This window comes from Rhizobium sp. SL86 (genome assembly GCF_026672545.1).
In the GTDB taxonomy this organism is placed as follows: Bacteria; Pseudomonadota; Alphaproteobacteria; order Rhizobiales; family Rhizobiaceae; genus Neorhizobium.
In genome coordinates, this window is the sequence record NZ_JAPPRJ010000008.1 from 283,918 (window position 1) to 310,216 (window position 26,299).

General features: G+C 61.2%; 27 protein-coding genes. 10 read left to right on the plus strand and 17 right to left on the minus strand.

Annotation, left to right across the window (positions count from 1 at the left end; translation table 11 throughout):
- Nucleotides 1–9: 9 nt before the first annotated feature.
- The 3 genes from OU993_RS22300 to OU993_RS22310 are packed head-to-tail and all read right to left on the minus strand — an operon-like array spanning nt 10 to nt 3,130.
- Nucleotides 10–720, minus strand: coding sequence for an ATP-binding cassette domain-containing protein (locus OU993_RS22300; protein ID WP_268161106.1), 711 nt, complete (start codon nt 718–720; stop codon nt 10–12).
- Nucleotides 720–1,895: an FtsX-like permease family protein gene (locus tag OU993_RS22305; protein WP_268161107.1), complete on the minus strand. Its 1,176-nt coding sequence runs from the start codon at nt 1,893–1,895 to the stop codon at nt 720–722. The genes OU993_RS22300 and OU993_RS22305 overlap by 1 nt, the downstream gene beginning before the upstream one ends.
- A complete protein-coding gene (locus OU993_RS22310; RefSeq protein ID WP_268161108.1) occupies nt 1,892–3,130 on the minus strand; it encodes an HlyD family efflux transporter periplasmic adaptor subunit in 1,239 nt (412 codons plus the stop codon). Before OU993_RS22310 ends, OU993_RS22305 begins: the two co-directional genes overlap by 4 nt.
- Nucleotides 3,131–3,194: 64 nt before the next feature.
- Between OU993_RS22310 and OU993_RS22315 the strand changes: the two genes are divergently transcribed.
- Nucleotides 3,195–3,821 (plus strand): TetR/AcrR family transcriptional regulator, encoded by a 627-nt coding sequence (locus OU993_RS22315; RefSeq protein WP_268161109.1) that lies wholly within the window; start codon nt 3,195–3,197, stop codon nt 3,819–3,821.
- 3 nt (nt 3,822–3,824) lie between these two features.
- Here OU993_RS22315 and OU993_RS22320 read toward each other — a convergent pair whose 3' ends face one another.
- Nucleotides 3,825–4,433 carry a LysE/ArgO family amino acid transporter gene (locus OU993_RS22320; RefSeq protein ID WP_268161110.1) on the minus strand — a complete coding sequence of 203 codons (609 nt, stop codon included), beginning with the start codon at nt 4,431–4,433 and terminating at the stop codon, nt 3,825–3,827.
- 99 nt (nt 4,434–4,532) lie between these two features.
- On the opposite strand from OU993_RS22320, the gene OU993_RS22325 reads away from it, so the two are divergent.
- Nucleotides 4,533–5,429 carry a LysR family transcriptional regulator ArgP gene (locus OU993_RS22325; RefSeq protein WP_268161111.1) on the plus strand — a complete coding sequence of 299 codons (897 nt, stop codon included), beginning with the start codon at nt 4,533–4,535 and terminating at the stop codon, nt 5,427–5,429.
- Between the two features lie 172 nt (nt 5,430–5,601).
- Nucleotides 5,602–7,014 carry a putative bifunctional diguanylate cyclase/phosphodiesterase gene (locus OU993_RS22330; RefSeq protein WP_268161112.1) on the plus strand — a complete coding sequence of 471 codons (1,413 nt, stop codon included), beginning with the start codon at nt 5,602–5,604 and terminating at the stop codon, nt 7,012–7,014.
- A 15-nt stretch (nt 7,015–7,029) separates the two neighbouring features.
- Here OU993_RS22330 and prmB read toward each other — a convergent pair whose 3' ends face one another.
- A complete protein-coding gene (gene prmB, locus OU993_RS22335) occupies nt 7,030–7,965 on the minus strand; it encodes a 50S ribosomal protein L3 N(5)-glutamine methyltransferase (protein ID WP_268161113.1) in 936 nt (311 codons plus the stop codon).
- A gap of 81 nt (nt 7,966–8,046) precedes the next feature.
- Between prmB and OU993_RS22340 the strand changes: the two genes are divergently transcribed.
- Entirely contained in the window at nt 8,047–8,856 is an 810-nt protein-coding gene (locus tag OU993_RS22340; RefSeq protein ID WP_268161114.1) for a pseudouridine synthase, read from the plus strand.
- Between the two features lie 213 nt (nt 8,857–9,069).
- Nucleotides 9,070–10,041: a hypothetical protein gene (locus OU993_RS22345; protein ID WP_268161115.1), complete on the plus strand. Its 972-nt coding sequence runs from the start codon at nt 9,070–9,072 to the stop codon at nt 10,039–10,041.
- A gap of 221 nt (nt 10,042–10,262) precedes the next feature.
- Here the strand turns inward: OU993_RS22345 and OU993_RS22350 are convergent, their stop codons facing one another.
- Together OU993_RS22350 and OU993_RS22355 are read right to left on the minus strand one after the other, a co-directional pair.
- Nucleotides 10,263–11,501 (minus strand): saccharopine dehydrogenase family protein, encoded by a 1,239-nt coding sequence (locus OU993_RS22350; RefSeq protein WP_268161116.1) that lies wholly within the window; start codon nt 11,499–11,501, stop codon nt 10,263–10,265.
- Nucleotides 11,502–11,553: 52 nt separating this feature from the next.
- Nucleotides 11,554–12,651 (minus strand): carboxynorspermidine decarboxylase, encoded by a 1,098-nt coding sequence (locus OU993_RS22355; protein WP_268161117.1) that lies wholly within the window; start codon nt 12,649–12,651, stop codon nt 11,554–11,556.
- Nucleotides 12,652–13,102: 451 nt separating this feature from the next.
- Here OU993_RS22355 and OU993_RS22360 point away from each other — a divergent pair, with 451 nt between their 5' ends.
- Both OU993_RS22360 and leuA read left to right on the plus strand, forming a co-directional pair.
- Nucleotides 13,103–13,294, plus strand: a complete 192-nt coding sequence (locus OU993_RS22360) for a diguanylate cyclase domain-containing protein (protein ID WP_442793026.1) — start codon at nt 13,103–13,105, stop codon at nt 13,292–13,294.
- Nucleotides 13,295–13,622: 328 nt separating this feature from the next.
- Nucleotides 13,623–15,347, plus strand: coding sequence for a 2-isopropylmalate synthase (leuA, locus tag OU993_RS22365; RefSeq protein ID WP_268161118.1), 1,725 nt, complete (start codon nt 13,623–13,625; stop codon nt 15,345–15,347).
- Between the two features lie 60 nt (nt 15,348–15,407).
- Here leuA and OU993_RS22370 read toward each other — a convergent pair whose 3' ends face one another.
- A complete protein-coding gene (locus tag OU993_RS22370; protein WP_268161119.1) occupies nt 15,408–16,799 on the minus strand; it encodes an aminotransferase-like domain-containing protein in 1,392 nt (463 codons plus the stop codon).
- Nucleotides 16,800–16,901: 102 nt separating this feature from the next.
- Between OU993_RS22370 and OU993_RS22375 the strand changes: the two genes are divergently transcribed.
- Nucleotides 16,902–17,765, plus strand: coding sequence for a DMT family transporter (locus tag OU993_RS22375; protein WP_268161120.1), 864 nt, complete (start codon nt 16,902–16,904; stop codon nt 17,763–17,765).
- Nucleotides 17,766–17,786: 21 nt separating this feature from the next.
- Here OU993_RS22375 and OU993_RS22380 read toward each other — a convergent pair whose 3' ends face one another.
- The 3 genes from OU993_RS22380 to OU993_RS22390 all read right to left on the minus strand — a co-directional run bounded on the left by OU993_RS22380 (nt 17,787) and on the right by OU993_RS22390 (nt 20,226).
- The gene (locus OU993_RS22380; protein WP_268161121.1) at nt 17,787–18,614 is read right to left on the minus strand and encodes an anti-sigma factor family protein; all 828 of its coding nucleotides are present in this window, start codon (nt 18,612–18,614) and stop codon (nt 17,787–17,789) included.
- Entirely contained in the window at nt 18,614–19,135 is a 522-nt protein-coding gene (locus tag OU993_RS22385; protein WP_442793027.1) for a sigma factor-like helix-turn-helix DNA-binding protein, read from the minus strand. The genes OU993_RS22380 and OU993_RS22385 overlap by 1 nt, the downstream gene beginning before the upstream one ends.
- Nucleotides 19,136–19,272: 137 nt before the next feature.
- On the minus strand, nt 19,273–20,226 hold the full coding sequence (locus tag OU993_RS22390) for a metallophosphoesterase family protein (protein WP_268161123.1): 954 nt from the start codon (nt 20,224–20,226) through the stop codon (nt 19,273–19,275).
- Nucleotides 20,227–20,267: 41 nt separating this feature from the next.
- On the opposite strand from OU993_RS22390, the gene OU993_RS22395 reads away from it, so the two are divergent.
- Nucleotides 20,268–20,756 carry an NUDIX domain-containing protein gene (locus tag OU993_RS22395; RefSeq protein WP_268161124.1) on the plus strand — a complete coding sequence of 163 codons (489 nt, stop codon included), beginning with the start codon at nt 20,268–20,270 and terminating at the stop codon, nt 20,754–20,756.
- Between the two features lie 20 nt (nt 20,757–20,776).
- On the opposite strand, the gene OU993_RS22400 is transcribed toward OU993_RS22395, so the two are convergent.
- Nucleotides 20,777–21,763 carry a glutathione S-transferase family protein gene (locus tag OU993_RS22400; RefSeq protein WP_268161125.1) on the minus strand — a complete coding sequence of 329 codons (987 nt, stop codon included), beginning with the start codon at nt 21,761–21,763 and terminating at the stop codon, nt 20,777–20,779.
- Nucleotides 21,764–22,011: 248 nt separating this feature from the next.
- Between OU993_RS22400 and OU993_RS22405 the strand changes: the two genes are divergently transcribed.
- Nucleotides 22,012–22,545 carry a GNAT family N-acetyltransferase gene (locus tag OU993_RS22405; protein ID WP_268161126.1) on the plus strand — a complete coding sequence of 178 codons (534 nt, stop codon included), beginning with the start codon at nt 22,012–22,014 and terminating at the stop codon, nt 22,543–22,545.
- A 4-nt stretch (nt 22,546–22,549) separates the two neighbouring features.
- Here OU993_RS22405 and OU993_RS22410 read toward each other — a convergent pair whose 3' ends face one another.
- The 5 genes from OU993_RS22410 to istA all read right to left on the minus strand — a co-directional run bounded on the left by OU993_RS22410 (nt 22,550) and on the right by istA (nt 26,290).
- Nucleotides 22,550–23,275, minus strand: coding sequence for a class I SAM-dependent methyltransferase (locus OU993_RS22410; protein WP_268161127.1), 726 nt, complete (start codon nt 23,273–23,275; stop codon nt 22,550–22,552).
- Nucleotides 23,272–23,709: a GNAT family N-acetyltransferase gene (locus OU993_RS22415; RefSeq protein WP_268161128.1), complete on the minus strand. Its 438-nt coding sequence runs from the start codon at nt 23,707–23,709 to the stop codon at nt 23,272–23,274. Before OU993_RS22415 ends, OU993_RS22410 begins: the two co-directional genes overlap by 4 nt.
- A 121-nt stretch (nt 23,710–23,830) precedes the next feature.
- Nucleotides 23,831–24,028 carry a hypothetical protein gene (locus OU993_RS22420; protein ID WP_268155107.1) on the minus strand — a complete coding sequence of 66 codons (198 nt, stop codon included), beginning with the start codon at nt 24,026–24,028 and terminating at the stop codon, nt 23,831–23,833.
- Nucleotides 24,025–24,798 carry an IS21-like element helper ATPase IstB gene (gene istB, locus OU993_RS22425; protein ID WP_268161129.1) on the minus strand — a complete coding sequence of 258 codons (774 nt, stop codon included), beginning with the start codon at nt 24,796–24,798 and terminating at the stop codon, nt 24,025–24,027. Before istB ends, OU993_RS22420 begins: the two co-directional genes overlap by 4 nt.
- Nucleotides 24,791–26,290 carry an IS21 family transposase gene (istA, locus tag OU993_RS22430; RefSeq protein WP_268154920.1) on the minus strand — a complete coding sequence of 500 codons (1,500 nt, stop codon included), beginning with the start codon at nt 26,288–26,290 and terminating at the stop codon, nt 24,791–24,793. Before istA ends, istB begins: the two co-directional genes overlap by 8 nt.
- Nucleotides 26,291–26,299 lie beyond the last annotated feature (9 nt).

Sequence of the window (26,299 nt, forward strand, 5' to 3'; positions counted from 1 at the left end):
CTGGCGTAGTCAGACGATTGCCGGCTTCTGCACCGTCTTCGTGTCGGAGATGAGCCGTCCTTCCTCCATCACGAGAATGCGATCGGCCAGATCGACGATCCGGTTGTCATGGGTCACCATGACGGTGGTCGTGCCGCGCTCGCGGCCGAGCGCCTTCAGCAGTGTGACCACCTGCAGGCCGCTTTCCTTGTCGAGTGCTGCGGTCGGTTCATCGGCGAAGATGATCTTCGGGCCGCTGACGAGTGCGCGGGCAATCGCGACGCGCTGCTTCTGGCCGCCGGATAGCGAGCCCGGCAGATAATCGATGCGATGCTCAAGCCCGAGGAGGGCGAGCATGTGTTCGATCGCCCGCTGCCGTGCCTGGGCATTGCCACGACCATGCACTTCGAGCCCCATCATGACATTCTGCCGCGCGGTCAGGCTTTCATGCAGATTGTGCGCCTGGAAGATGAAACCCACCTCGCGGCGCAGCGCCTCGAGACGTTTGGGACCGGCACCGTGCAATTCCTCGCCAAGCAGCAGGATGGAGCCGTCCATCACCTCGCGCAGGCAGCCCATCAGGGTCAGCACGGTGGTCTTGCCGGAACCGGACGGTCCCATCAGCACGGTCAGGCTTCCCGGCGCAATCGACAGCGAAATGTCGAAAAGCGCTTGCTTGCTGGCTTCGCCCTTGCCGAACCAGTGGTTCAGATGACGGATGATGATGGGGCTGTCTGTCATCAGAAAAGATCCGCGGGATCTGCGCCATTGAGGCGGCGGGTGGCGAGCGTGCCGGAAATCACCGATGCAGCCAAGGTGCCGACGAGCACCATGACGGCGCGCTGGAGGTTCATCTCGACGGGAAGCGCAGTCACTCCCGACAGAAAGCCGTAGACGAGGTTTGACAGGAGGAAGCCGGGCACGAAGCCGAGGAGGCCGAGCACCAGCGCCTCTTCCAGCACGATGCCGAAGAAGAAACGTTGCGGATACCCCATGGCCTTCAGTGTCGCATATTCCTTGAGGTGGTCGGCGACATCGGTGGACAGCACCTGGTAAACGATGACGATGCCGACGAGGACGCCCATGAACACGCCGAAGCCGAAGATCACCCCGGTAGGGCGCTCCGTCGTCTGGTATCGCACATCGTCGGCGATGGCATCGGCGGTGGAGCGGACCAAGACCGGCTCATCCTTCAGCATCTCTCGCAATTGCGCCACGAGCGCCGGGATTGCCTTTTTGTCCTCGACCTGCAGGAGGATATGCGAGGGTGTCCCGCCGATCCGCTTCGGAAACAGCGACAGGAAGGTCTGGTCGGATGCGAAGATCACCCCATCGGCGGAAAAGCCGGCTCCGACGCCTAGCGTTCCGACGGCTGTCACCGTGCGGTCCTGCACCTCGAAACGATAGGGCGTCTGTTGTGTCACGCCGGCAAGTTCCTGCGGATCGACGCCACGGATCGAGCGATCGATCAGGACGTGATCGGAGGGTGTGAGGCGCGCGAGGGCGGGCTGCACCTGAGGGCCGGCGAACGATCCGGCTTCGATGGGCAGCGCATAGACCATCAGGTTGACGGTGTTGCCGTCCGCCCGCTTCCAGTCCAGCTTGCCCATGTAGAGCGGCGCTGCGGCGCTGATGCCCGGAACGGAAAGCGCCCGGAAGAGCAGGCGTCTGGAGACCGATGATCCTTCCGTCAGCGTGTTGCTGTCGTAGGACGAGATCATGATGTCGGAGACGATCGGATCGTAACTCGTCTTGATCGTGCCGTTGAGGACGCCGAGGATGCCGAGCTGGACAAAGACCAGCATGTTGGCGAAGGCGACGCCCGCAAGGGCGGCGGCGAGACGGGCCGGATTGTGCCGCAATTGCAGCCAGCCGATCGGCAGCCGGCCAAACAGCTTTCCGAGAATGTAGCTCATGAGGCCGAGCCGGTAATGGTGATGCGGCCGGTGACTTCAAGGCCGGTCAGGCCGCGGGCGCGGTCGGATGAGGCACGATCGAGATCGCCGGTGACGCGCACGATCCGCGCATCGGTATTGGCGACCGGATCGGAAGACAGGACTGTCTGGCGTTCCACCTCCAGGCCGACCCGGCTGACAGTCGCTTTCAGTGGGCTGGCGAGCGCCGGGCTGGTGATCTCGATCGACTGGCCGGGGGCGATGGAACGGATGTCCGTCTGGTATACTTCGAGCTCTACCTGCATGTTCTCGGTATCGCCGAGCGTCGCAAGCCCGTTGGTGCTCGGCCTTTCCCCGACGCGGCTGATGAGCGAGATCACCGTGCCATCGATGGGCGAAAGGATGGTTCCCTTGCTGAGATCCCGTTCCGCCGTGTCGAGCTGGATCTTGGCAACCTCCACATTGCGGGTGGCAAGGGCGATATCGGCCTGTTCGGCGGGATTGGCGGCGTCGTAACGGGCAACAGAGGAGCGCGCCTTCAGGAGGTCGCTGTTCGCCTGGGCAAGCTGGGCCTCCGCCGATTGCAATGTCGAGGTGGACGAGGCGCCGCCCTGCTGCAGGCTTCTGGCGCGGGCAAGCTCCTTTTCGGCAAGCTCCAGCGCAGCCTTGGCGCTTTCCTCGGAGGCCTTCGCTTCGGCAAGGCTGGTCGAGACCGTCAGCTTCGTCTGTGACAGCGTTGCCTCGCTGGCGGCAAGGTTGGCTCTGGCGCTTGTGACGGCAGCCCGCAGCGACGGCAGATTGTCGAGTTCGGCGAGCACCTGGTTTGCGGTGACGTGATCGCCTTCGTCCACCAGGATCTTTGCGATGCGCGCATCGCTGCCGCCATAGGGCGAGGAAACCGTAATGGTCTTGCCACGCGGCAGCAGATGCCCGAGTGCGGTGACCGACGCAACATCGCTTGCGGCCACTGGCAGTTGCGGCGGTGGTGATACGGCAATCGGCGATGATGTGCCGCCGCCGGGTTTCAGTCCGGTGACGCCAAAAAAGGCTTTGAGACCCGGCGGCTGGAAATAAAGGCCGATGACGGCGCCGGTAAACAGGATCACCATGAGGACGGGAAGCCGCCAGAGACGGCGGATCACCTGCAGAGGCGGAGGGTCTGCCGGTCGCGCGGCCGGGACCACCAGCGTTTCGCGCGGCACGGGAAGCGAGACCGGCGTCGCAACAGCTTGCGCGTCTTGCTGCGTCTCTGACATGATGACCCCTGGCGATTTAATGACTCTATGGTCATTAATAGCGGAATGGCATGAGGAAAACAACATGGATGTGGAACAAGGTCCGCGCCGGCGTCAGCGCCGAAAGGAGGCGAGACCCTCCGAGATCATTGATGCGGGGCTTTCGCTGTTCAGCGAACACGGATTTGCCGGCACACGCCTTGAGGACGTGGCCAAGCGCGCGGGCATCGCTAAGGGCACGGTCTATCTGTATTTTCCCTCCAAGGAGGCGCTTTTCGAAGCGGCGGTGAAGGAACGGATCGTTTCAAACATGGACGCCATGGGGCAACTGGTTGCCTCCTTCGAGGGGACGACGGCGGAGCTTCTCAGGCGGTTCTTCGAAACCATCTACACGCATATGATGGAGGGTGATGCGGGAATCCTGATGCGCATCCTGATCGGCGAGGGGGCGCGGTTTCCGCATCTGATCGAACTGCATCGGAAAATCGCCATGCAGCGCGGGCTGGAGACGATGAAGGCCATGCTGAAACGCGCCGAAGCGCGCGGTGAACTGCGCATTCCGGCCGAGGATATCGACCCGCGCATGATCGTTGCGCCGCTTGCCCTTTTCGCCATTGCCAAGGATATCTTTCCAAGGGACAGCATTGGCACTCGGGAGGATTTCATTCGCCGACATTGCGACCTGATGCTGAACGGCATGCTGGCGAGGTGAGTTTCAGTCGCCGATGACCAGCCGGGCGGCGATGCTCCACATGACAAGTGCAATGATACCTTCGAGGATCCGCCAGCTGGACGGGCGCGCAAAGAGCGGCCGAAGCCAGCCTCCACCATAGCCCAGCGAAAAGAAAAATAAGAAGGAGCCGCTGGTGGCGCCGAGCGCGAAACTCGCTTCCTGTCCGGGAAACTGGGTGGAGATCGTGCCGAGCAGCACGACGGTGTCCAGATAGACATGCGGATTGAGCCAGGTGAGTGCCAGACAGGTCAGCATGGCCTGTGACAGGGGCGCCGGGGTGCCGCCAGCTGTCGCCAGCGCCGCGGTGGAGGTGATGGCGGAGCGCAGGCTGAGCGCGCCATACCAGATCAGGAAGACGGCGCCGGCTCCGCGCATCACCGGATCGAGCCAGGGCAGCAGGCCGACGATCTGGCCGAAGCTTGTCACGCCGAGCGTGATGAGGAGCGCGTCGGACGTGGCGCAGGTCAGGCAGACGAGGAAGACGTGTTCGTTGCGAAGCCCCTGGCGCAGCACAAAGGCATTTTGTGCGCCGATGGCCAGGATGAGGCTGAGGCCCATGCCGAGCCCCGTGACGTACACGGCGAAATCCAACAAAGATACAATCTCCCTGACTCATTTTCGCATTTGTTAAATGCAGTGAGGCTAAAGATCGAACGAGAATTCCTTGTGCTGATTAAGTGGAGCTAATGAATGCTGGACTACGCAGCCCTTGCGGCCGTCGCAGCAGTCGTTCAGACGGGCAGTTTTGAGCGGGCGGCAAACCTGCTGCACGTGACGCCCTCTGCCGTGTCGCAAAGGGTGAAGCAACTGGAGGAACGGCTGGGTACGGTGCTGATCATCCGCGGTCAGCCCTGCAGTGCGACGGAACAGGGCGCGTGGCTCTGCCGGCATGTCGAGCATGTGGGCATGCTGGAGAAGGAACTGCTGCAGAACCTGCCGCCGCTGGCCGACCGCGAGGCGCCGGCCCTGAAGGTGACGCTGCATCTGGCCACCAATGCCGACAGCCTGGGGACCTGGTTCCTGAGCGCGATCTCCGATTTTGCCAATGCTTCCGATTACCTGCTGAAGATCGAGGTGGATGACCAGGAGCACACGGCGGAATGGCTGCAGAAGGGGCGGGTGCTGGCCGCCGTGACCGGCCACGGCAAGCAGGTGCAGGGTTGCCGCATGACGCGCCTTGGCAGCCTGCGTTACCACGCGACCGCAAGCCCCGCTTTTGTTGCCCGTCATTTTGCCGATGGTGTCAACGCCGCTTCGCTGTCGCAGGCACCGGCCCTGACCTACAACCAGAAGGACCGATTGCAGGAGCAGTGGATCCACCAGGTCTGCGGCCGGTCCGTCAACTATCCGACCCACTGGCTGCCTTCGACCCATGCCTTTGTCGAGGCAAGCCTTATCGGCACCGGTTGGGGCATGAACCCGGCGGTGCTGGTGAAGGACCACCTGAAGAGCGGTCGTCTCATCGATCTCTCGCCTGGAACGGTTCTCGACGTGCCGCTTTATTGGCAGGTCAACCGCATGGTGGATGATCAGCTTTCGGGGCTGACACAGGCGGTGATTGCGGCGGCGCGAGCGGCTCTGGTGTGAGGGCCTTTCCTCTCCAATTTTCGAGGGTATATCAACTTATTTGCAACGGTTAATCGATAAACTCGCATCTAACGTGCAGTTTTTGACACAATTTCTTTCGCGGCGGAGCGCTCAGCGGTCCGTCCAGTATGCAGCTGCTTTAGCCATTGCGAAACGCGCCGGAATACGGGCAATGGCTCGGGCATCATTGGGGACAGCAGTACTTTTGTCCGGTTTCCTGAATCCGATATTTGCCTATCTTAGCCCCCGTCTTGCGCTCCGCCGGGATCGGGTGGAATGGACGTCTGCCGAAAGACACGAGCAGCGTGTCCGCAATCTCATCCTGGTTGGCGGTCTGCTTTGTGTTGTCATCAGCCTGATCTGGTCGATCGTTTATCTGCAGATGGGGGATATCTGCAGGTTTTCGGTCACGATGTTGACGGTGCTGGCGGGGGGCTTTCTGTTCGTCCTGGTTCTGCAGGAGCGCATGCGGGTTGCAGCGGTGTTCATGATCCACATTCTGGTGGTCACCGTGACGCTCTCAAGCCTCGCCGAGATGCCGCCTCCCGGTATCCCACGATCCGTGCACATGAACTTCCTGCCGGTGGCGACCGCCGCCTTCCTGATCTTCTACCGTGAGGGGATCTACCTGCGGATCGTCGTGCCGCTCGTCATCCTTCTGATTTTTCTGGTGTTCCAGATGCATCTCGTGCCGCCTCCGGCGACGCAGGCATTGCCTCTGCCGCAGATTGGCTGGCTCGGCGTCTGGGCCAACAATATCACCGCGATCGGTTCGACCTGTGTCGTGATTGCCATGATGCAGACCAACATATCGCTGCGGCGCGCGCTGGAAAACGACATTCGCCAGGCGATTGCCCGCGGCGAGTTTCATCTTCACTACCAGCCGCAGATGGATGGCACGGGCCGGATGATCGGCGCGGAGGCGCTGTTGCGCTGGCGCCATCCGGTGCGGGGCAATGTGCCGCCCGGCGAGTTCATTGCGCTCTCCGAAGAAACCGGCCTGATCATTCCGATCGGCGAATGGGTGCTGCGCAGCGCCTGCGCGCAACTGCAGGCCTGGGCCAACAATCCGGCGACACAGCACCTGACGATTGCCGTCAATGTCAGCGCCTCGCAGTTCCGCCAGCCGGATTTCGTCGAGCATGTCCGCTCCATCCTGTCGCTCAGCGGCGCGCCGGCCTCCCGGCTGAAACTGGAACTGACGGAGAGCGCGCTGGCCGATGACGTGGCGATCGTTGTGGCCAAGATGAGAGCGCTGAAGGAAATCGGGATCAGCTGGTCGCTCGATGATTTCGGCACCGGTTATTCGTCGCTCAGTTCGCTGAAACGGCTGCCGCTCGACCAGCTGAAGATCGACCAGTCCTTTGTGCGCGACCTGCAGACCGATCCGCGCAACATGCCGATTGTCGAGGCGATCCTCAGTCTCAGCGAGACGCTGGACCTTTCGGTGATTGCCGAGGGCGTCGAGACCGAAGCCCAGCTTGCCGCTCTGGCCAATGCCGGCTGCCGGTATTTCCAGGGTTATTATTTCAGCCGGCCGATCCCGATCGCCGAGCTGGACCGTTTGCTCGCCACACAGGCATGAGCGGTTTGTTCGGCGTCACGCGACGCCGAGCGCTTCCGCCGAAATCCAGAAAACCGCATCCTGCGACTGCGCGGTCTCGATCCACGAGAATTCCAGCTGCGGGAATTCTTCTTCCAGGATTTCCCGGCCCGAGCCGATCTCGCACAACAGACCGCCGCCAGGATTCAGGAACCGCGGTGCGTCCGCCAGGATCCGGCGCACCAGATCCAGCCCGTCCTCGCCGCCGTCATGCGCCAGGCGCGGTTCGGCCTGGTATTCCGGCGGGTAACCCTCGAGCGCGGCATGATCGACATAGGGCGGATTGGTGATGATGAGATCGTAGGTGCGGCCTTCGAGTGGGGCAAACAGATCGCCCTCCAGAAGCTCCACCCGGTCTTCCACCTCGTGCGCTTCCACGTTGATGGCCGCGACGGCCAGCGCATCGGCCGAAAGATCCACCGCATCGACCCGGGCATTGGGGAAAAACTTTGCCGCCAGCACCGCGAGGCAACCGGAGCCGGTGCAGATATCGACCGCGCTTTCCACCAGCATCGGTTCCGGCAGGAAGGCGGAACCGCTTTCGTTCAGATATTCGGCAAACAGGATCTCGCCGATATGCGAGCGCGGCACGATGACCCGTTCGTCCACATGGAAGCGCACGCCCTGGATGTAGGAGCGGCCGGTGATGTAGGCCGACGGCTTGCGGCTCGTCACGCGCCTCTCGATCCGTTCGGCCAGCATGCGGCGTTCGTCGGGCAGGAGTTTTGCATCGAGGAAGGGATCGAGCACGTCGATCGGCAGTTCCAGCGAATCGAGGATCAGGAAAGCGGCGTCGTCGCTGGCCGTATCGGTGCCGTGGCCGTAACTCAGCTCGGCGGCGTTGAAGCGGGAAATCGCGTAACGCCAGTAATCGCGCACGGTGACCAGTTCCGCGATGACCACAGTCTGGTCGATGATCTCGTTCGGGTTCATGGGCGCCTCTCTTCCAAACCGTCGGGCTCTCCTTTATGGGCAAAGCATGGTTTGGGCAACGGGGTCGGAGCGGGGATCAGCATGGTGAAGAACAGCCGCAACCGCCCGCCACCTAAACCGGCCCGGACACCGGACACCTCCCGTGGCAGGCAGGCCTCGCCGCGACAGGCGGAGGCCGGCAAACGTGCCACCCTGCCGCGGGCGCTCTCCAAGCTCGGTTTCTGCTCGCGCGGCCAGGCGGAGGCGCTGATTGCCGAGGGCAGGGTGCGGATCGGCAGCCGTCTCGTGACCGATCCGGAAACCTGGGTGGATCTTGCGACAGACGCGATCTTCGTCGACGGCAGGCGGGTCGCGGCGGAACAGCGGCTCTACCTGATGCTGAACAAACCGCGCGGGCTCGTCACCACACGGCACGACCCGCAAGGCCGCCCCACCGTCTTCGACTGCCTGAAGGAGATCAAGGCCACGCACCTTTCCGCCGTCGGCCGGCTGGACAAGGCGAGCGAAGGCCTGCTGCTCTTCACCAACGACACCGATTTCGCCAACCGCCTGATGGACCCTGAGACCCATGTGGCAAAAACCTATCACGTTCAGGTGGAAGGGTCGGTAAACCCGGAGACGCTTTCCCGCCTTGCCGCCGGCGTGGAGCACAAGGGCGAATTTTTAAGTGCCGAGCGTGTGACCCTGATCCGCGAGGGCGAAAAGAACAGCTGGCTGGAATTCGTGCTGACCGAAGGCAAAAACCGCCAGATCCGCCGCATGCTGGAAGTGGAGGGCATCGAGGTTTTGCGCCTCATCCGCATCGCCATCGGCAGCCTGGAGCTGGGGACGCTGGAGAAGGGCGCGGTGCGGGAACTGACGGAGGCGGAGCTGCGGGGGCTTGGGGGGTAGGGCTTTGCATGAATTAACCTTGCAATTCTGGAATGTCGATCCGCAATTGCGAGGATGATGCCGCTACGAAGACCGTCTGAGTTCGTCGATGAGGCGGAAGCGGCAGAGCTTTTCCTTTTGGTGGACCTGAGGCCATTTCTCAAGTCGTTGCAATCAATGATCGTAAGAGTCAAAATTACATGATAGCTCATTTCTGTTCCGTTAGAGGGTTTGATGATGCTTCTTGTGCTCGCTCACATCTTTCTCGCTCTAGTGTTATTTCGCTTGGTGAATTGGCTCGGTGAGCATGCAACTGATTTTGGTTACGCAAGCACCACATTGTTCGAGGAGCCGACAGAGTCTCTTGCGCTCAATTTCTTGATACGTGCTCTAGCTCCATCGGTGTACCTGGTTGCTTTGGGCGCAAGCGCCGTTGCGTCAGGATTTCCTGAGCTTCGTATCGGAGTGTATTGGATTGCAATCTATTATTATTGTATCCGAGGGGCTTACATATTTGCTGTTAATATGCAGCTCCTCGTAAATTGGTACCGCTTTTTTCGTCACACAGTTGTTGGCCTTCTAGCTGCGTGGCTAGCCTATGAAGCGCTAATCCTGCCAAATCGTTCGCTATTGCCCGACCTAGATGCAGCTGGCAACGAACTGTGGCTAGCGATAATTGCGTTCCTCTATGCTGCTTCCAATAGAGTTACGGTGTCAGATGGTGGTGGTGCTCGTAGACGTAATGCGTTTGTGAAAGCCAGCTTCGATCGCGCTAAGAAGTCCTTCGGAGAATTGATCGATGGGCAGATAGCAGACGAACGGGTGAAGCTAATGGCATACTCAATTCTAGTTTACGAAGATTACTGTCGTCCGCCGACGGTGCGACTGCTGGAGCGTTTGATCTTTTGGAGAGAGCAAGTGACAACCGGTGTGATGCAGGTATCGTCTCGCGCTCGTCTCACTGATGCAGAGAGCGTTCAGCTTGGTGTCAAGAAACTGAGTGAGTCTTGGCTCCACCACTCTGAAAAGGAGCCGTATCTCCGCGTCAAGGAGACTATCGCTGACTACAATCGAGATGACGAGTACGTTTGGAAAGTGCTCGATGTGATGGAACTTGTTGCCAAGAGAGCGGCGCCAGAGTTTTGGGCCGTCTACAACGGACTCTACGAAGACAATACTACCGTTGATGGAGGCGCATCTGAATAAGCGCCGCTCTATAGTCTATGTAGCAGTCATCATGCTCGGGCTTGTGCCGACATATATCGTGATATCCGCAATCTCGACCCCACCGTCTTCCGCCGACGGCAGTAGATCCTCGGGACTGCGCCCGAGGATGACGGCGGTGGCCCTTGTGGCCAAAGAAAAACCCCGCCAGATCGCTCCGGCGGGGTCCGATTTCCTCAATCCTCAAGCGCTGACCCGCGCTCTCAGAACTCCACAGCCCGATCACCATCCTCGTCTTGGATGCGGGTCGGCAGGCCGATCTTGTTCAGCAGGTTGATGAAGGGCTTCGGCGGCAGTTCTTCGACGTTCGCCATCTTCTTCACGTCCCATTCGCCGGTGGCGACCAGCATGGCGGCTGCGACCGGGGGGACGCCGGCGGTGTAGGAGATGCCCTGGCTGCCCACTTCGTTATAGGCTTCCTTGTGGTCGGCGACGTTATACAGGAAGACGGTCTTTTCCTTGCCGTCCTTAAGACCCTTCACATAGTCGCCGATGCAGGTCTTGCCTTCGTAATTGGGGGCAAGCGAGGCCGGGTCGGGCAGGCAGGCTTTTACCACCTTCAGCGGCACGACTTCGGAACCGTCGGCGAGCTTGACCGGCTGTTCGGACAGAAGGCCGATCGACTTCAGGACGGTGAAGACGTTGATGTAGTGATCGCCAAAACCCATCCAGAAGCGCACGTCGGCGCCTTCCATGTTCTTGGCCAGCGAATGCACTTCGTCATGGCCGCAGAGATAGGCGCGACGGGTGCCGACGACCGGCAGGTCGTAATCCTTGCCGATCTCGAACATCTTGTTGACCTTCCATTCGCCGCCCTGCCAGGAATAGACGACGCCGGTGAACTCGCGAAAATTGATTTCCGGGTCGAAGTTGGTGGCGAAGTATTTGCCGTGGCTGCCGGCATTGATGTCGACGATATCGACATCGGTCACCTTGTCGAGATATTCGTCCTTGGCAAGCCGTGCATAGGCGTTGACCACGCCCGGGTCGAAACCGGCGCCGAGGATGGCGGTAATGCCCTTGTTCGCGCATTCTTCGGCGCGCTTCCACTCGTAGTTTCCGTACCACGGCGGCGTTTCGCAGATCTTGTTCGGCTCTTCGTGGATCGCCGTGTCGATATAGGCCACACCCGTATCCATGCAGGCGCGTAAGACCGACATGTTGAGGAAGGCCGTGCCGACGTTGATGACGATCTCAGTGCCAAGCGTCTTGATCAGCGCCTTGGTGGCCTCAATGTCGAGCGCGTCGAGCGCATGGGCTTCGAGAACGCCCGGCTGCTTCATCGCCTTCTTTTCGTGGACCGAGGCAATGATGGCGTCGCACTTGGCCTTGGTGCGCGAGGCAATGTGGATATCGCCCAGCACGTCGTTGTTTTGCGCACATTTGTGCGCCACGACCTGTGCCACGCCGCCCGCGCCGATGATGAGCACGTTCTTTTTCATGATGGGGACCAACTCCTTGTCCAATCGTCAGAAACCTTGACCCTGAGGAATTTCAGGACAGGCTTTGTTCGTAGTCCGCGTAAGAAAATTCACGGACCGTCCTGAGGCTGCCATCCAGTTCGCGGATGGCGATTGCCGGCATTTTCACGCCGTTAAACCAGTTTTTCTTGACCATCGTGTAACCTGCGGCGTCCTGGATGGAGATCCGGTCGCCCACATTCAGCTCGTTCGGAAAATCGAACTCGCCAAAAATGTCGCCGGCCAGGCAGGACTTGCCGCAGACCATGTAACGATGTGGTCCCTGGTTGGGGGGAACCTTTGCGCTTTCACGGTAGATCAGAAGATCCAGCATGTGCGCTTCGATGGATGAATCCACCACGACAAGGTTCTTGCCGTTGTAGAGCTTGTCGAGCACGGTGACTTCCAGCGTCGTCGATTTGGTGATCGAAGCCTCGCCGGGCTCCAGGTAGACCTGCACTCCGAACTCGCCGGCAAACCGCTTCAAGCGTTCGGCGAATTTTTCGAGCGGATAGTGTTCGCCGGTGAAATGGATGCCGCCGCCGAGGCTCACCCATTCCGCCTTTTTCAGAAGCGGCGCGAATTTTTCCTCGATCTGGCCGAGCATGGTGTCGAACAGGTCGAAATTGCCGTTTTCGCAATTGTTGTGGATCATGAAACCGGAGATCAGATCCATCACCGGCTCGACCTGTTTGACGTCCCATTCGCCAAGCCGCGAGAAGGGGCGGGCGGGGTCGGCGAGGTCGAAGGAGGAGGAGGAGACGCCGGGGTTCAGTCGCAGGCCGCGAATGATGCCGGCCGATTGTTGTTCAAAGCGTTGCAGCTGGCCGATCGAGTTGAAGATGATCTTGTCGGCATGGGACACCACCTCGTCGATCTCGTAATCGGCATAAGCGACCGAATAGGCATGGGTTTCCTTGCCGAACCGCTCGTGGCCGAGGCGCACTTCGTTCAGCGAGGACGAGGTCGTGCCGTCCATGTAGTCGCGCATGAAATCGAACACGCCCCAGGTGGCAAAACATTTCAGCGCCAGAAGCGCCTTGGCGCCGGAGTGTTCGCGCAGCCACGCGATCTTCTCCATGTTGGCAAGGAGCTTCGACTTGTCGATGAGGTAATAGGGAGTCTGGATCAAGGCTTTATCCTTCGTGAACCCAGCCGTTTCCGGCGGAAGTGAACGGGACGCCCCGAATGCGTCGGAGGGGGTCCTATGCAAAAGGGGGGCGCAAAGCAAGAGGCAAAGCGGCTCAAACGCCGTGAACGGCTGTTCAAGGTAAATCTTCCGGCATCTCGGCTGGCAAACATTGGGCCGATGCCAGCGCAAGGCCTTCGAAATCAGGGTGAGCAGCGAGATTGTGGGTGACTAGGGCAGGGGAGGTGCCGGGTGCTTAACTGCGCCAGCAAACCGGTTTGGCCTTCTTTGGAATTCCGTAATGCGTCTTGGTTATTCCTGAAGCGCCACCCTTGCTTGGAACTATTCATGCATCTCGACCTTGCCACCGTCCTTGTCCTGCATCCCGCGGCTCTTGTTGTCGGTGCGCTCTGCTTCCTCTCCTTGCGCTGGCGGGCACCGCAGATGACGGGGCTTGGGGTTACCCGTTACCGTCAGCATCGGGGTTGCGGTTGCAAGGGAGCCCGAACCTCTGGCGAGCTTGATCGGTCGCGCGGATGATGCGCTCTATGCTGCCAAGCGGGCCGGGCGCAATCGTGTGGTTAGCGGTCCGCCGGAGCGCGCGCCCGAAGAGCCCGGTACCGCCACCGTGGCCGCCGCCGAATAACACCTCTTGCGCTCTCTTCTCTCTCGCGTTATCTCTCGATCCATGAAGATTTCGGGCGACACCATTTCTGCTTCATACGCTGCGGGCCATGTGGCTTTCCGCACGTCTTCGTTCGCCCTAAACTCGCTTCTTCTCCTCGGCCTTATCCGCGGTTGCCGGGTCCGTTGAGGAGCGCCCGGCGGCCGATCAGAGCCTGCCGGCGTCAGCTCCTCGCACACAATCCCCGTTTGAAGACCAAAAGCCTCATCTGAGGCCTTGATCCACCGTCACGGCGCTGTCACAGGCTTGAGCCACAAGCGCCGACGCTGGACGCGAAGGAGAAGAGATTATGGACGCCAACAATTCCGCTGCCGCAAACACCGCTTCCGGCAAAAAGGGCATGCCCGACGCATCCCGCAAATATCGTCCTTACCCCACCATCAACATTCCGGACCGCACCTGGCCGTCGAAGGTGATCGACAAGGCGCCGATCTGGTGTTCGGTCGACTTGCGCGATGGCAACCAGTCGCTGGTCAACCCGATGGGCCATGACCGCAAGGCGCGCATGTTCAAGCTGTTGCTCGACATGGGTTTCAAGGAAATCGAGATCGGTTTCCCGTCCGCCTCGCAGACCGATTTCGATTTTGCCCGCTGGTGCGTGGAAGAGGGCGGCGTGCCGGCGGATGTTTCCCTGCAGGTGCTGGTGCAGTGCCGTCCCGAGCTGATCACCCGCACGTTTGAATCGCTGCAAGGCGCACACAAGCCGATCATCCACTTCTACAATTCGACCTCCGAACTGCAGCGCCGCGTCGTATTTGCCAAGGATGTGCCGGGCATCAAACAGATCGCCGTCGATGCGGCGAAGATGATCATGGACATGTCGCAGAAGGCCGGTGGCGGTTACCGTTTCGAATATTCGCCGGAAAGTTTTACCGGCACCGAGCTGGAGGTGGCGCTGGAGATCTGCAACGCGGTGATTGCGGAAGTGAAGCCGACGGCCGACAACAAGCTGATCCTCAATTTGCCGTCCACCGTCGAAATGGCAACGCCGAACATCTATGCCGACCAGATCGAGTGGATGTGCCGCAATATCGACAACCGCGAAAACGTCATCATCTCCCTGCATCCGCACAATGACCGGGGCACCGGGATCGCTGCCACCGAGCTCGGGCTGATGGCCGGCGCCGACCGCGTCGAAGGCACGTTGTTCGGCAATGGCGAGCGCACCGGCAATGTCGATGTCGTCACGCTGGCCCTCAACATGTTCACGCAAGGCGTTGATCCGGAACTGGATTGCACTGATATCGAGCGCATCAAGGCCGTCTACGAATATTCCAACGAGATGACGATCCCCGAGCGTCATCCTTATGTCGGCGAGCTCGTCTATACGGCGTTTTCCGGTTCGCACCAGGATGCCATCAACAAGGGCATGAAGGCGATCAAGCAGGCCAACTCCCCGGTCTGGGAAGTGCCGTATCTGCCGATCGACCCGCAGGATGTCGGCCGCACCTACGAGGCGATCATCCGCATCAACTCGCAGTCGGGCAAGGGCGGCATCGCCTATATCCTGCAGCAGGATCACGGCATCAACCTGCCGCGCAACCTGCAGGTGGAATTCCGCGAGGATATCCAGCGCATCACCGACGAGGAGGGCAAGGAGCTTCCGTCGAAGCGCATCTATGAGCGGTTCATCGAGCGGTATGTCGAGCAACCGGAAGGCCGGATCAAGTTTGTCGATCACCACACCTATCCGGCCGGCACCGACCAGAAGGGCATCCGCGTGGTTGCCGCCGAAATCACCGACAAGGGCGAAACGAAGCGCATCGAAGGCAAGGGGACCGGCCCGATCGACGGCTTCATCAATGCGCTGTCGATCTATCTCGGCACGGAACTCTCGGTCGCCGATTATTCGGAGCATTCGCTGCAGCATGGCTCGAATGCCTCGGCTATCGCCTATGTCGAGGTCGAGCATGCCGGCGGAAAGCTGTTCGGCGTCGGCATCAACAAGAACATCGTCGCCGCCTCGCTGGAGGCCATCGTCTCGGCGGCAAATCAGGTGATTGCGGGCAAATAATCCGCCTTACGGTGAAATGAATGAACGCCCGGTGTCCGAAGCGCCGGGCGTTTTTCGTTCTCAGGCACTCTCCCGCAGGGCTTGCGCCAACACCATGTCGATCCGCCGGTCCTGCATCTGCGCCACGTTGAAGCGCATCAGGTTGGAGGCCGTCTGGGTGAGGCTGAAGACATTGCCCGGCGCCAGCACCACGCCCTGTGACAAGGCCCGTTGCGCAATCATGGCGGCGTCGGTTGCGTCGGGCAGTCGGCACCAGAGATAAAAACCGCCGCGCGGGCGCAACACGGGCTCGATGCCGAGCTCTGCCAGGCGTTTTTCGACGTCCCGCCGCGCATGCGAGAGCCGGCGGCGCAGGATGTCCAGGTGCTTGCGATAGCCGCCGCCGGAGAGCACCTGGGCGATGATGTCTGCGGCAATCGGGCTCGGGCCGCCAAAATTGGTGGCGACCTGCAGGTCGACGAGGCCGTCGATCCAGTCGGCGCGCGCGGCAATGTAACCGCAGCGGATCGAGGCGGAGAGTGTCTTCGAAAAGCTGCCGATGCGGATGACACTGGCCAGCCCGTCAAGGGCGGCCAGGCGCACGGAGGTCTCCGGTTCGAAATCGGCAAAAATGTCGTCCTCGACGATCGAGACGCCATGGCGGGTGGCAAGGGTCAGCAGGCGATGCGCAACCTGGGCGGACAGTGTGGCGCCCGTCGGATTGTGGAGCGCGGAATTGGTGAGGTAGAGGCGGGGTCGTTCCGTCTCCAGCACCGTTTCAAACGCATCGAGATCGGGTCCGGCAACCGTATAAGGCACGCTGACGACTTTCACCTGGTGTGCCTTCAGCAGCGCCTGGAAATTGAAGTAGCATGGATCGTCGATCAGCACCGTATCGCCGGGCCTCAGCAGGAAACGGCAATTGAGATCGAGCGCCTGGGTTCCGGTGCTGGTCAGCATCAACTGATCCGCCTGTGCGACGAGCCCCTCTTCGGCAAAGCGGGAAAGCAGCAGGCGGCGCAGCGCCGGCGAACCGCGCGTGCTGCCATAATCGGCCAGCAGTGCCGGGCTGGAACGGGCCACCTGCCGCATGGCGCGGCTGAGCGCCTCCTGTGGCATCCAATCCGCCGGCAACCAGCCGCAGCCAGGGCGAAGAACCTCGTCGCCCGCATCGAGCGACTGGCGCGAGACCCAGAAGGGATCGACGGCGCGTGCCTGCGGGGTTGACGACTGCATGAGTGTCAGCGGCTGCAACAGGCCGTCGGCGACGTAGAAACCGGAGCCGCGTTGCGCCCGGATCAGTCCCTCGGCGACCAGCCGCTCATAAGCGTCCACCACGGTTGCGGGGGAAACCTTCATCGTTGCCGCGAAACCGCGCACCGAGGGCAGCCGGTCACCGGGCAGCAACGTGCGCGCTTCGATGCGGGTGCGAATGGCATCCATGACCGCGTGTCTGCGTGTGCCCATGTCCATGTGTATCGCCCAATGTGTCAGTACAGTTTCTGGAAATTGTATATGTCTGTGTCTGTGATTGCCAGTGGCGAAGCCTATAACCGATGCCGAAAGCGAGGGATCATGAAGGCTTCAGTGGATGGATGGCTCAGCGGCTTGGTGGGGGTGGTGATTTTCAGCGGATCGCTGCCGGCAACCCGTGTGGCGGTGGCGGATCTTTCGCCGCTGTTTCTCACCTCGGCGCGGGCGGTGATTGCAGCCCTGCTGGCTGCAGCCCTGCTGGCGGCGCTGCGGGAAAAACGTCCGGCCCGCAGCGACCTGATGTCACTCGCCGTCATTGCGTTCGGGGTTGTTGTCGGTTTTCCGCTGCTGACGGCGCTTGCGCTGCAAACCATCACCTCGGCGCGCTCGATCGTCTTTATCGGCCTGTTGCCGCTCGCCACCGCGATCTTTGGCGTGCTGCGCGGAGGGGAAACACCGAAGCCGCTGTTCTGGCTGTTTTCGTGCCTCGGAAGCGCGGCGGTCGTCGGGTTTGCAGCGCAATCGGGCGGAGCGGGAAATCTGGGAGGCGATCTCCTGATGCTGGCCGCGATCATCGTCTGTGGCCTGGGTTATGCGGAAGGCGCCCGTCTGTCGCGCCGGCTGGGCGGCTGGCAGGTGATTTCCTGGTCGCTGATCGTCGCACTGCCGCTGATGCTGGTCATGACGCTCACCCATCTTCCGGCCGATTGGTCTGCCATCGGCGCCGGCGCCTGGGGCGGGCTTGCTTACGTCTCGGTGTTCAGCATGCTGGTCGGGTTCGTGTTCTGGTATCGCGGCCTGGCGATCGGCGGCATCGCGGCGGTCGGTCAGCTGCAATTGCTGCAGCCGTTTTTCGGGCTTCTGCTGGCGGCACTGCTGCTCAACGAGCCGGTCAGCCCCGCAATGCTGGCGGTCACGGTCGGCGTGGTGGTGTGTGTCGCACTCGCGCGCCGTTTCGCGCGCTGACGTGGGTGGCTCCGCTCCGGATCAGATGATCCTTGCGACCTTCGCGGCCAGCGTATCGAGAAAGGCGTCCGAGGAGGGGCCGGTCAGGACATAACTTGCCTGCAGGCCCTGCCAGGTGACGAGCCCGATATCGTCGCGGATCACTTCACGCATTTCCGTATCGGTCGGCGCGAGGCTCTTTGCGAAGGAGATGGCAATCACTTCGGAGTCCCGGTTGCGGTAGACAAGTTGACCAACGGGGCGGCCACCGGCCGAATAAAGCCGGGCGCCGATGAATTCCAGCCCGTCTTCCGTCAGATCCGGAATGCGGAACGATACGCCGGTGGTGGCCATCAGCCATTCGACGATATGGGCCGATTCATTGGCCGGAAGTTCCACCAGATGGCGTGATTGGCGGGAAAACAGCCGGTAGTGCGACGTCACGTCATCGAGCCAGGCCTTGCTCGGATCGCCGGCGATGTCGGCATAGGTCATCATGCTGGGACGTGCGCCGAACATATATCCGGCACCCGCACCGAGACCGAACATCAAAAGAGACGAGGCAACCACCGTCACCAGCGTCGGCTTCAGCCGCACCTTGCGGCGTGGTGCCTCGGGAAACTGGACGGCGCGGCGTGGTTCCGATGCCGTCTTGATGGAGCGCACGAGATCGAGCGATACCGGCTCCTTGAGCAGAGCATCGAATTGCTGGCGTCCTATCTCGTTTGCCTGACGCAGCGCCTCGACCTTTGCTCGTGCCTGCGGATCGCTCTCAAGAAGTGCATCGAGTGCCGCGCTCTCGGCCTCGGAGAGCTGACCGTCCAGCTGCGCCGAAAACTGCGACTCGGGGTTCTTGCGATTGTCCGCCATCAGGCCCTTCGCTCTTTGGTGTTGGTTGCCAGCGCAGAGAGCGCACGGCGTGCGGTAAACATGGATTTGGCGATCGTGTCTTCCGTCGTCCCCATAATGGCAGCCGCGTCCCGGTAACCCAGGCCCTCGACCGCACAAAGAAGGAAAACGGCAGCAGAATCGTTCGGAAGCGTGTCGATTATGAGGCGAGATGTCGGACGATTGTGCGTGACGTTCGGCCGTGCGCGGGTCCCCTGTTCGCCGGCCTTGCGCTTTTGTGCATCCTTGCGTGCCAGGAGACGCAGCCCGGTGAACAAGCGTACCTCCAGAGGCACGTCGCCGCGCCAGGCCGAGGACTTCAGCACGGCATCTTCACAAGCACGGGTCACCAGGGTGTCCACCCTGCTTTCGTCCCGGCAAAGCGCCAACGCAAAACGTCTCAGTCGCGGCAGAATGGCGACGAGGTCGCGTCGGATATCCGGTCGTGCGGGCGCGGGTTCCATGTGCTCGTCTGTCTTCTCTCGCTGGTTGTTTCGGGGCATCTTGGAAAGCAGGTTTGCACTTAAGCATATCGGGCTTTCGCCAAGCTAGCGGAATATTGGCGTGAGCAACATGGCAGTTGTGGCAAATATCGCCTGTCGCAACAGACAGGATAGTGCCTCAGGTTTTACTGTGCCATTCACAGATCGAGCGTCAGCGGCGGCGGTTGCGGAATGGCCTCCTCCGTGCCCCAGAGAATTCGCCGCTGTTCGTGTGCGATGGCGTCCGCCGTTTCGGTGAGACCATACCGATCGCAGGCAAGGTTCCAGGCGCCGGGTTTGCCGGAGAGCGTAAAGAGATTGTAGGCGGCCGGTGGCTTGTGGCCGCCCGGACCCTGCGAAGCCGAGGCGATACCGACCACCGGCACGTCGCCATGATGTGTTTTCAGCGTATAGACCGTGTTGAGATGCGTATGCCCATGCAGCACGAGTTCCGCACCGCCGACCGAAAGGGCGGCGGCAAAACGCCTTATCCCGATCATCCGCTTGTGCGAGGGGGCCGCGCCGCGGATTGGCGGGTGATGGATGAGGACGACCCGGAAGAGACCGTCCTGCTTGGCCCGTTTCAGGAGATTGGCCGTTTCGCGCGCCTGGCGAGCACTGAAATAACCGCCGGCGGAAAAGGGTAACGTGGCATTGGATGTCGAGCAGCCGATGATGGCGATCGGTCCGCGCCGGCGATAGGTCGGGAAGACATGTTCTTCGTCCGGCCAGTCTTCCGGTGAATCGTCGCCGGCGATGAAGGGATACCATTCCCGGACGGAGCGATGATGGGCACCCGGCACATAGGCATCGTGATTACCCGGCACCACTGTCGTTTCCAGCGGTTTGCCGATGCTTTCGAGCCACTCGCCCGCCAGCTTGATTTCGATCGGCGTCGCGAGATTGACGAGATCGCCCGTGATCATCAGGTGTTCCGGGCCCCTGAGGCGCATGTCGCTCAACAGGAGATCCAGCGTGTTGACCAGCAAATGCTTGCGTCGGTTCCGGTGCCAGTTGATAAAGCCGGTAATCCGTTTCGATGCCAGTTCACGCAAGGTGAGGCGCGGCAGCGGGCCGAGGTGAATATCGGAGATATGCGCGAACGTGAACATGGGCGCAGACATAGAGCCAAGAGGCCAAAGGGGCAAGGCGCATGGCGGATGAAGGCATACCCGAGATCAGCGGCATCAGGACGCGCATCACCGTCTTCCTGTTGCATCGTCTGTTCGTGCTGACGCGCGGTATGACGATGGGGGTGCGCGCGGCCTGTTTCGACGAAGCGGGGCGTGTGTTCCTGGTGCGCCACACCTACGTGCCCGGCTGGTACATGCCGGGTGGCGGGGTTGAACGTGGCGAGACGGTGACGGCAGCCCTTGCCAAGGAATTGCGAGAAGAGGGCAATCTCGAAATCATCGGGGAGCCGGAACTCTACCACGTCTACCAGAATGCCAGGGCAAGCCGCCGCGACCATGTCGTCTTTTACAAGGCGATCGTCCGGCAGGTGGCGCCACGCAAGCCCGACCGGGAAATCGCCGAAAGCGGATTTTTTGCGCTCGATGCGCTGCCGCCGGATGTGACGGCGGCAACGCTGCGGCGCATCCGCGAGCTTTCGGGAGAGCAGCCGAAAGCGGATATCTGGTAGGGGGCGGCCGTTGCCGTCGCTTAACCGAGAGCCTCGCGGTTGTGGGGGGCGTCGAGGTCCAGTTGCGGTCCAAGCGGTACCACGCCGGTCGGGTTGATCGTTTTGTGGCTCCGGTAATAATGTTCCTTGATGTGGCGCATGTTCACCGTCTCGGCGATCCCGGAAACCTGATAGAGATCACGCAGATAGGCGGACAAGTTGCGGTAGTCCGCGATGCGGCGGATGTTGCACTTGAAGTGGCCGACATAGACAGCATCGAAACGCACCAGTGTCGTAAACAGCCGCCAATCAGCCTCCGTCAGACGGTTGCCGACAAGGTAACGCTGCGTGGCGAGGCGCGTGTCGAGCATGTCCAGCGTGTCGAAGAGCGTGGTCACGTTCTGCGCATAGGCCTCTTGCGTCGTCGCAAAACCGGCCTTGTAGACGCCGTTGTTGACGCTGTCGTAGACCAGCCGGTTGATCTCGTCGATCTCGGGCAAAAGGTCCGCCGGACAGAAATCGTCGGTCGAGCCGGTCAATCCGTCGAAGGCGGTGTTGAACATGCGGATGATCTCCGACGACTCGTTGGAGACGATGGTGTTCTTCTGTTTGTCCCAGAGGACCGGGACGGTCACCCGCCCGCTGTAATGCGGGTCGGCATTCACGTAAACCTGCCAGAGGGTTTTGGCGTCGAAGAGCGGGTCCGCGGTCGCGTCCGCATCGTCCTCGGGTCGAAATTCCCAGCCTTGTTCCAGCATCAGCGGATGAACGACGGAGACGGAAATTGCGTCCTCCAGCTTCTTCAGTTTGCGGAAGATCAGCGTGCGGTGCGCCCAGGGGCAGGCGAGCGACACATAGAGATGGTAACGCCCGGCTTCGGCCTTGAAGCCGCCGTCACCGGTCGGGCCGGGTGCGCCATCGGCGGTGACCCAGTTGCGGAAGCTTGAGTCGGCCCGCTTGAAATGGCCGCCCGTCGATCGCGTGTCGTACCAGACGTCCTGCCAGACGCCATCCACCAGCCTGCCCATCGGTGTTTCCTTCTTTCTTTATTTACGTGACGGGCAATGTGGCAGCAGGGTCGTGAAATTTCGACCCCCGCAACGGTAGACAGTGTGTTTTTCGTGGACGACCGAAAAAAATCTTGGTATTGCGCTCCGTCAATTGGAGACACTCATGACTGAAGCCCGGACCCTTCGACGACGCTGACAGAGCCTGACGGTGCAAAATCGCACCGCGCCGAACCGTTGTCTTGTCCGCTTTCTGGTTTCAGCCTTCCATGCACGCTCACGAACTCGTCTACCTCACCGAGGACGCGTCGCACGACGCCATCATCGAAATCATCAATGCCGAGGCCTTTGGTCCGGGTCGCTTCACCAAATCGTCTGCCCGTATTCGCGAGCAGGGACCGCATGACCGGTCGCTGTCCTTCGTCTGCGCCGATCGGGGCGAAACGATTGCATCGGTCCGGATGACCCCGGTTCGGGCGGGTGATGTGTATGGCCATCTTCTCGGACCGCTCGCCGTGCGCCCCTCGCACAAGAATATGGGCATCGGCCGCGAACTCGTGCGTATCGCCATAGAGGCGGCGCGGCGGAAAGGTTCGGAGGCTGTCATCCTGGTCGGGGATCCGCCCTATTACATGCCGCTCGGTTTCGAGAAGGTGCATCACGGCGCTTTGACCTTCCCGGGCCCGGTCGATCCCGGCCGGGTTCTGGTGGTGCCGCTTGCGCAGGGTGCTCACGACCGCCTGAAGGGCGTGATCGCCTGGCATGGCTGGCAGCCGCAGGCGGTCGCCGCGGCCGCCGAATAAGGGATCACGGTTTCGTCCATTCCATCAGATGCGCATAGGGCACGCGGTTGTAGGCCTCGCGTGCCGCAGGAGGGCCGCCGATCGCCGGTGGTTCCTCGAAGCGAGTCAGTCGCAGGCCTGCCTCCAGAAGAAGCGTCATATACCGGCTCATCGGGCGGTGATGGTTGAGGATGCGGATACCGCGCCAGGCCTGCCAGTCGGCATGTTCTTCGAGATAACGATCCACCCGCACGAATTGCTTGCGCCCCGCTCCATCTTTCACCCAGGCGGTGCCGCCGCACGCGGTTATGAAGGGGTTGAGATTTGCGATCAGCAGCGTTCCTTGCGGACGCAGGACACGGGTCATTTCGGCGATCGCCTTGGCGAGGTCCGGGATGTCGATCAGCGTCAGGTAACTCACCACCAGATCGAAGCTTTCCTCGGGAAAGGGCAGGGCCTCTGCCTCTGCCCTGAGATAGGTGCCGTGCGGATCATGCTTGCGGGCCGCCGCCAGCAAGGGTTCCGTCGGATCGATGCCGGTCACCGTACCGATGCCGTAGTGCGTGCGCATCCGCCGGCAGAAACGGCCTTCGCCGCAGCCGACATCCAGCGCGTGATCAAAACGGCGTTCCGCCATGATCCGGTCGATGGCAGGATCGAGCACGAATTCGCGGCTGAAATCGCCGTTGTCGCCCTGGCTTTCGATCCAGGCCGGCGCGGATTGCGACCAGCCGTTTTCCTCTTCGTTCATCGGGCGTCTCCCGTCTCGAAGCGCTTGTGCAGCCAGGAGATCGTCATGTCGCCGGTCAGAGGTCCGTGTTGTCCTATGAGCGCATAACCGCAACGTTGATAGATCTTGAGCGCCTGCGGGTTCATCGTGTCGAGATAGGCGCCGATGCAGCCACGCCGTTTCGCCTCATCTTCGGCCAGTTGCAGCAGCCGGGGCGCAAGACCCTGGCCGCGCATCGCCTCGGGAATGAACAGCAGCCGGACATAAAGCCAGCCACGCGCGGTATAACCGACCAGCCCACCCTCGACGTTGCCCTCCGCATTGCGCAGGGGGATGGAGAGGTCACGTTTGTCGCTCTTGCCAAAGGTCGCGATATTGTAGGCGACGAGCGGCGCTTCGATCGCCTTTTCGTCCTCCGGTGTGATCGCGTCGGTCACCGTCAGGTCGTAAGCCATGCGTTGTCTGCGCCTCCGTGAGATCGGATGCGCGGTTGTTGGCGGCTGTCCAAAAGCGCGGATAAATGGTGCCGAGGATTGAGAACTTTGAAAGCGGCTGAAGAAGCCGCCTTCAGTGTTGCTAATCTTGATTATCGTCGGAAGCTTGTTGGTTTTGGACCATGTGCTGGATGTCAGGGGCGTAATGGTTCCAGATGGCGTCGCGCAGATCATCGAGGAGTTCGAAGACGGCCCATGCCTGCTCGGGGGTCCATTCGGCACTGATGAGGATTGGCAGGCCACGCTTGAGACCTGAAGAGTGGTGCGTCTTTTCGGTCATGATGCGGGCTCTGTTTCGCCGGATTGGTGACTGGCGCGTTGCTGACGCTGGGCTATGGAGCGCTCGTTGGCTTCCTTGAAGCGATAGGAATCTCCTTCGATCGCGACGACTTCGCAGTGGTGGACGAGACGAGCGACCAGGCTGACGACGCACGCGGCGTTCGGAAAGACCTCCGACCATTGCGCAAAGGGTTTATTGGTGGTGACGATGGTCGAGCGTTTCTCGTATCGGCGGCTGATGAGCTCGAAGAGCAGATCGGCATGGCGGTTGGAATAGGATAGGTAGCCGATCTCGTCGATCAGCAGGACGTCATGGGAAGCATAGTACTGAAGCTTGCGGCGCAGCAGGGAATCGCTGTCGATGGCGGCGAGTTCGCCGAGCATTTCGCTGGCGGTGCGGAACAGGACCGAATGGCCCCGGATGAGTGCCTGGTAGGCGATGTTGAGGGCGAGCGTCGATTTGCCGACGCCGTTCGGACCGATGAAGACGATGTTGGTGGCATCCTTCATGAATGCCAGCGTCATCAGTTCCTCGACGGTGGCGCGGTCGATGCGGCGCGGCCACTTCCAGTCATAGTCGGCCATTTGCTTGAAGTGGCCGAGCCTGGCGGTGCGCATGCGTCGCAGCAGCGAGCGGTCGGAGCGCTCGTCTTCTTCCCACCGGATCACGGTCGGCACCCAGTCCTGTGTGGCGATCTCGTCCCAATGGGCCGTCAGGCCATAAAGGCGCAATTGTCTGGCGCGATTGAACAGGGTGTCGATCTTATTCATCGTCGTTTCCTTTCAATGTGAGTTGATCGTAACGGTCGAGCTTGTGGGGAATGACAGTCGTGTCCTTCTTGCGGACATGCTCGGGCAGCCTGGTTTCGACCGGGGGCGGAGCGCCCCGCGCAATCCGGCGGCGTTCGAGCACTGATCGAACCGCCTTGGAATGCGAGGCGCCGGCGCGCAAAGCGTCTTCGACGGCCGCCTGGAGTTCCTGGGCGCCGTAGAGGTCGAGCAACGTCAGCATGGCGTTGGTGATTGCGCCGATATTGGCGCCACGTTCTGCGGCATGCATCATCAGCTTCTGACAAGCCGGCACGGCCCGCGTCAGGCTATTGAGGCCGCGATGCTGGCGTGCCTCGCGCTTGACGGCGACGAGTGCCTTCAGGTGCTGAGGATCCTCGATCTGCTGGCCCCTATCGAAGCTGCGACGGTGGCTGGCGATCATCGTGGCGGCGTCGAATATCCTGACCTGGACGAGATCGGCGCGAACGGTGAGTGTTCGTTGGACATGCGTATGAGGGACCGAGTAATCGTTCAGATCGAAGCGCACGTAGGGTGTCTTGCCAACCTTCACGGCCACCTGCTCCTCGACGGGATAGGGATTGGCCGGCAAGGGCAGAAGCATGGGCTGTTCTTTTGAGAACGCCTCACGCACCGTCATTGCCCGGTCCTCCGGGCATGGCCTGTCGGCAGCCTGGGTCCGGCACCAGTGTTCGGCCTGGGCATTGAGATCGTCGAGGTCCTTGAAGGTGCGGGCGATGAAGAAGGCTTCCCGGATGTGGCGAATGGCGCGCTCGACACGGCCTTTCTCGTTGCCCCGTGCTACCGCGACAGGACGGGGTTCGAAGCGATAATGAGCCGCGAAGGCCAACAATGTCGGATGGAAGCGGATGGCATCGCCCTGCCGTTCAAGGACGGCGGACTTCAGATTGTCGTAGAGCAGCACTCTGGGAAGGCTGTTCCAGTCGTTGAATGCGCCGACATGGCCGCGCAGGAAGTTTTCCATGCGGGCATCAAGGAAGAAGCGCAGATAGATGTCGCGCGAGTAGGATAGCACCATGACGAAGGCCATCAGCGGGCGGCGGGCCCTGCCGATCTCGATGTGGCCAAAATGACCCCAGTCGACCTGGCCCTGCTCACCCGGCAGGGTGCGTAGTCGTAGATAAGCTTCCGCCGCCTTCCGTGGTCGGTGCAGCGCCACCATGTGCCGGAAGTGGTCGGGCGATCCCTTATAGCCGCGCTCCTGCACCATCCCGTAAAGGCGGCTGGACGTCAGGTCAGGATATTTGGTCAGCGTCTGCTGGATAAACGGCAGGTACAGGTCGATCTCGGCGGGGCGGATCACCGGCCTGTGTCGAGGCAAGCCCGCGTCCTTCAGGACCCTGAAGACGGTGGTGTGATGGCAATGCAATTGCTTGGCGATCGTGCCGCAGCGCCACTTCTCAACGTGGTACAGGCGCAGGATCATCGCTTCCTTCTCGGCAGATATGGTCATCGGTTCGAT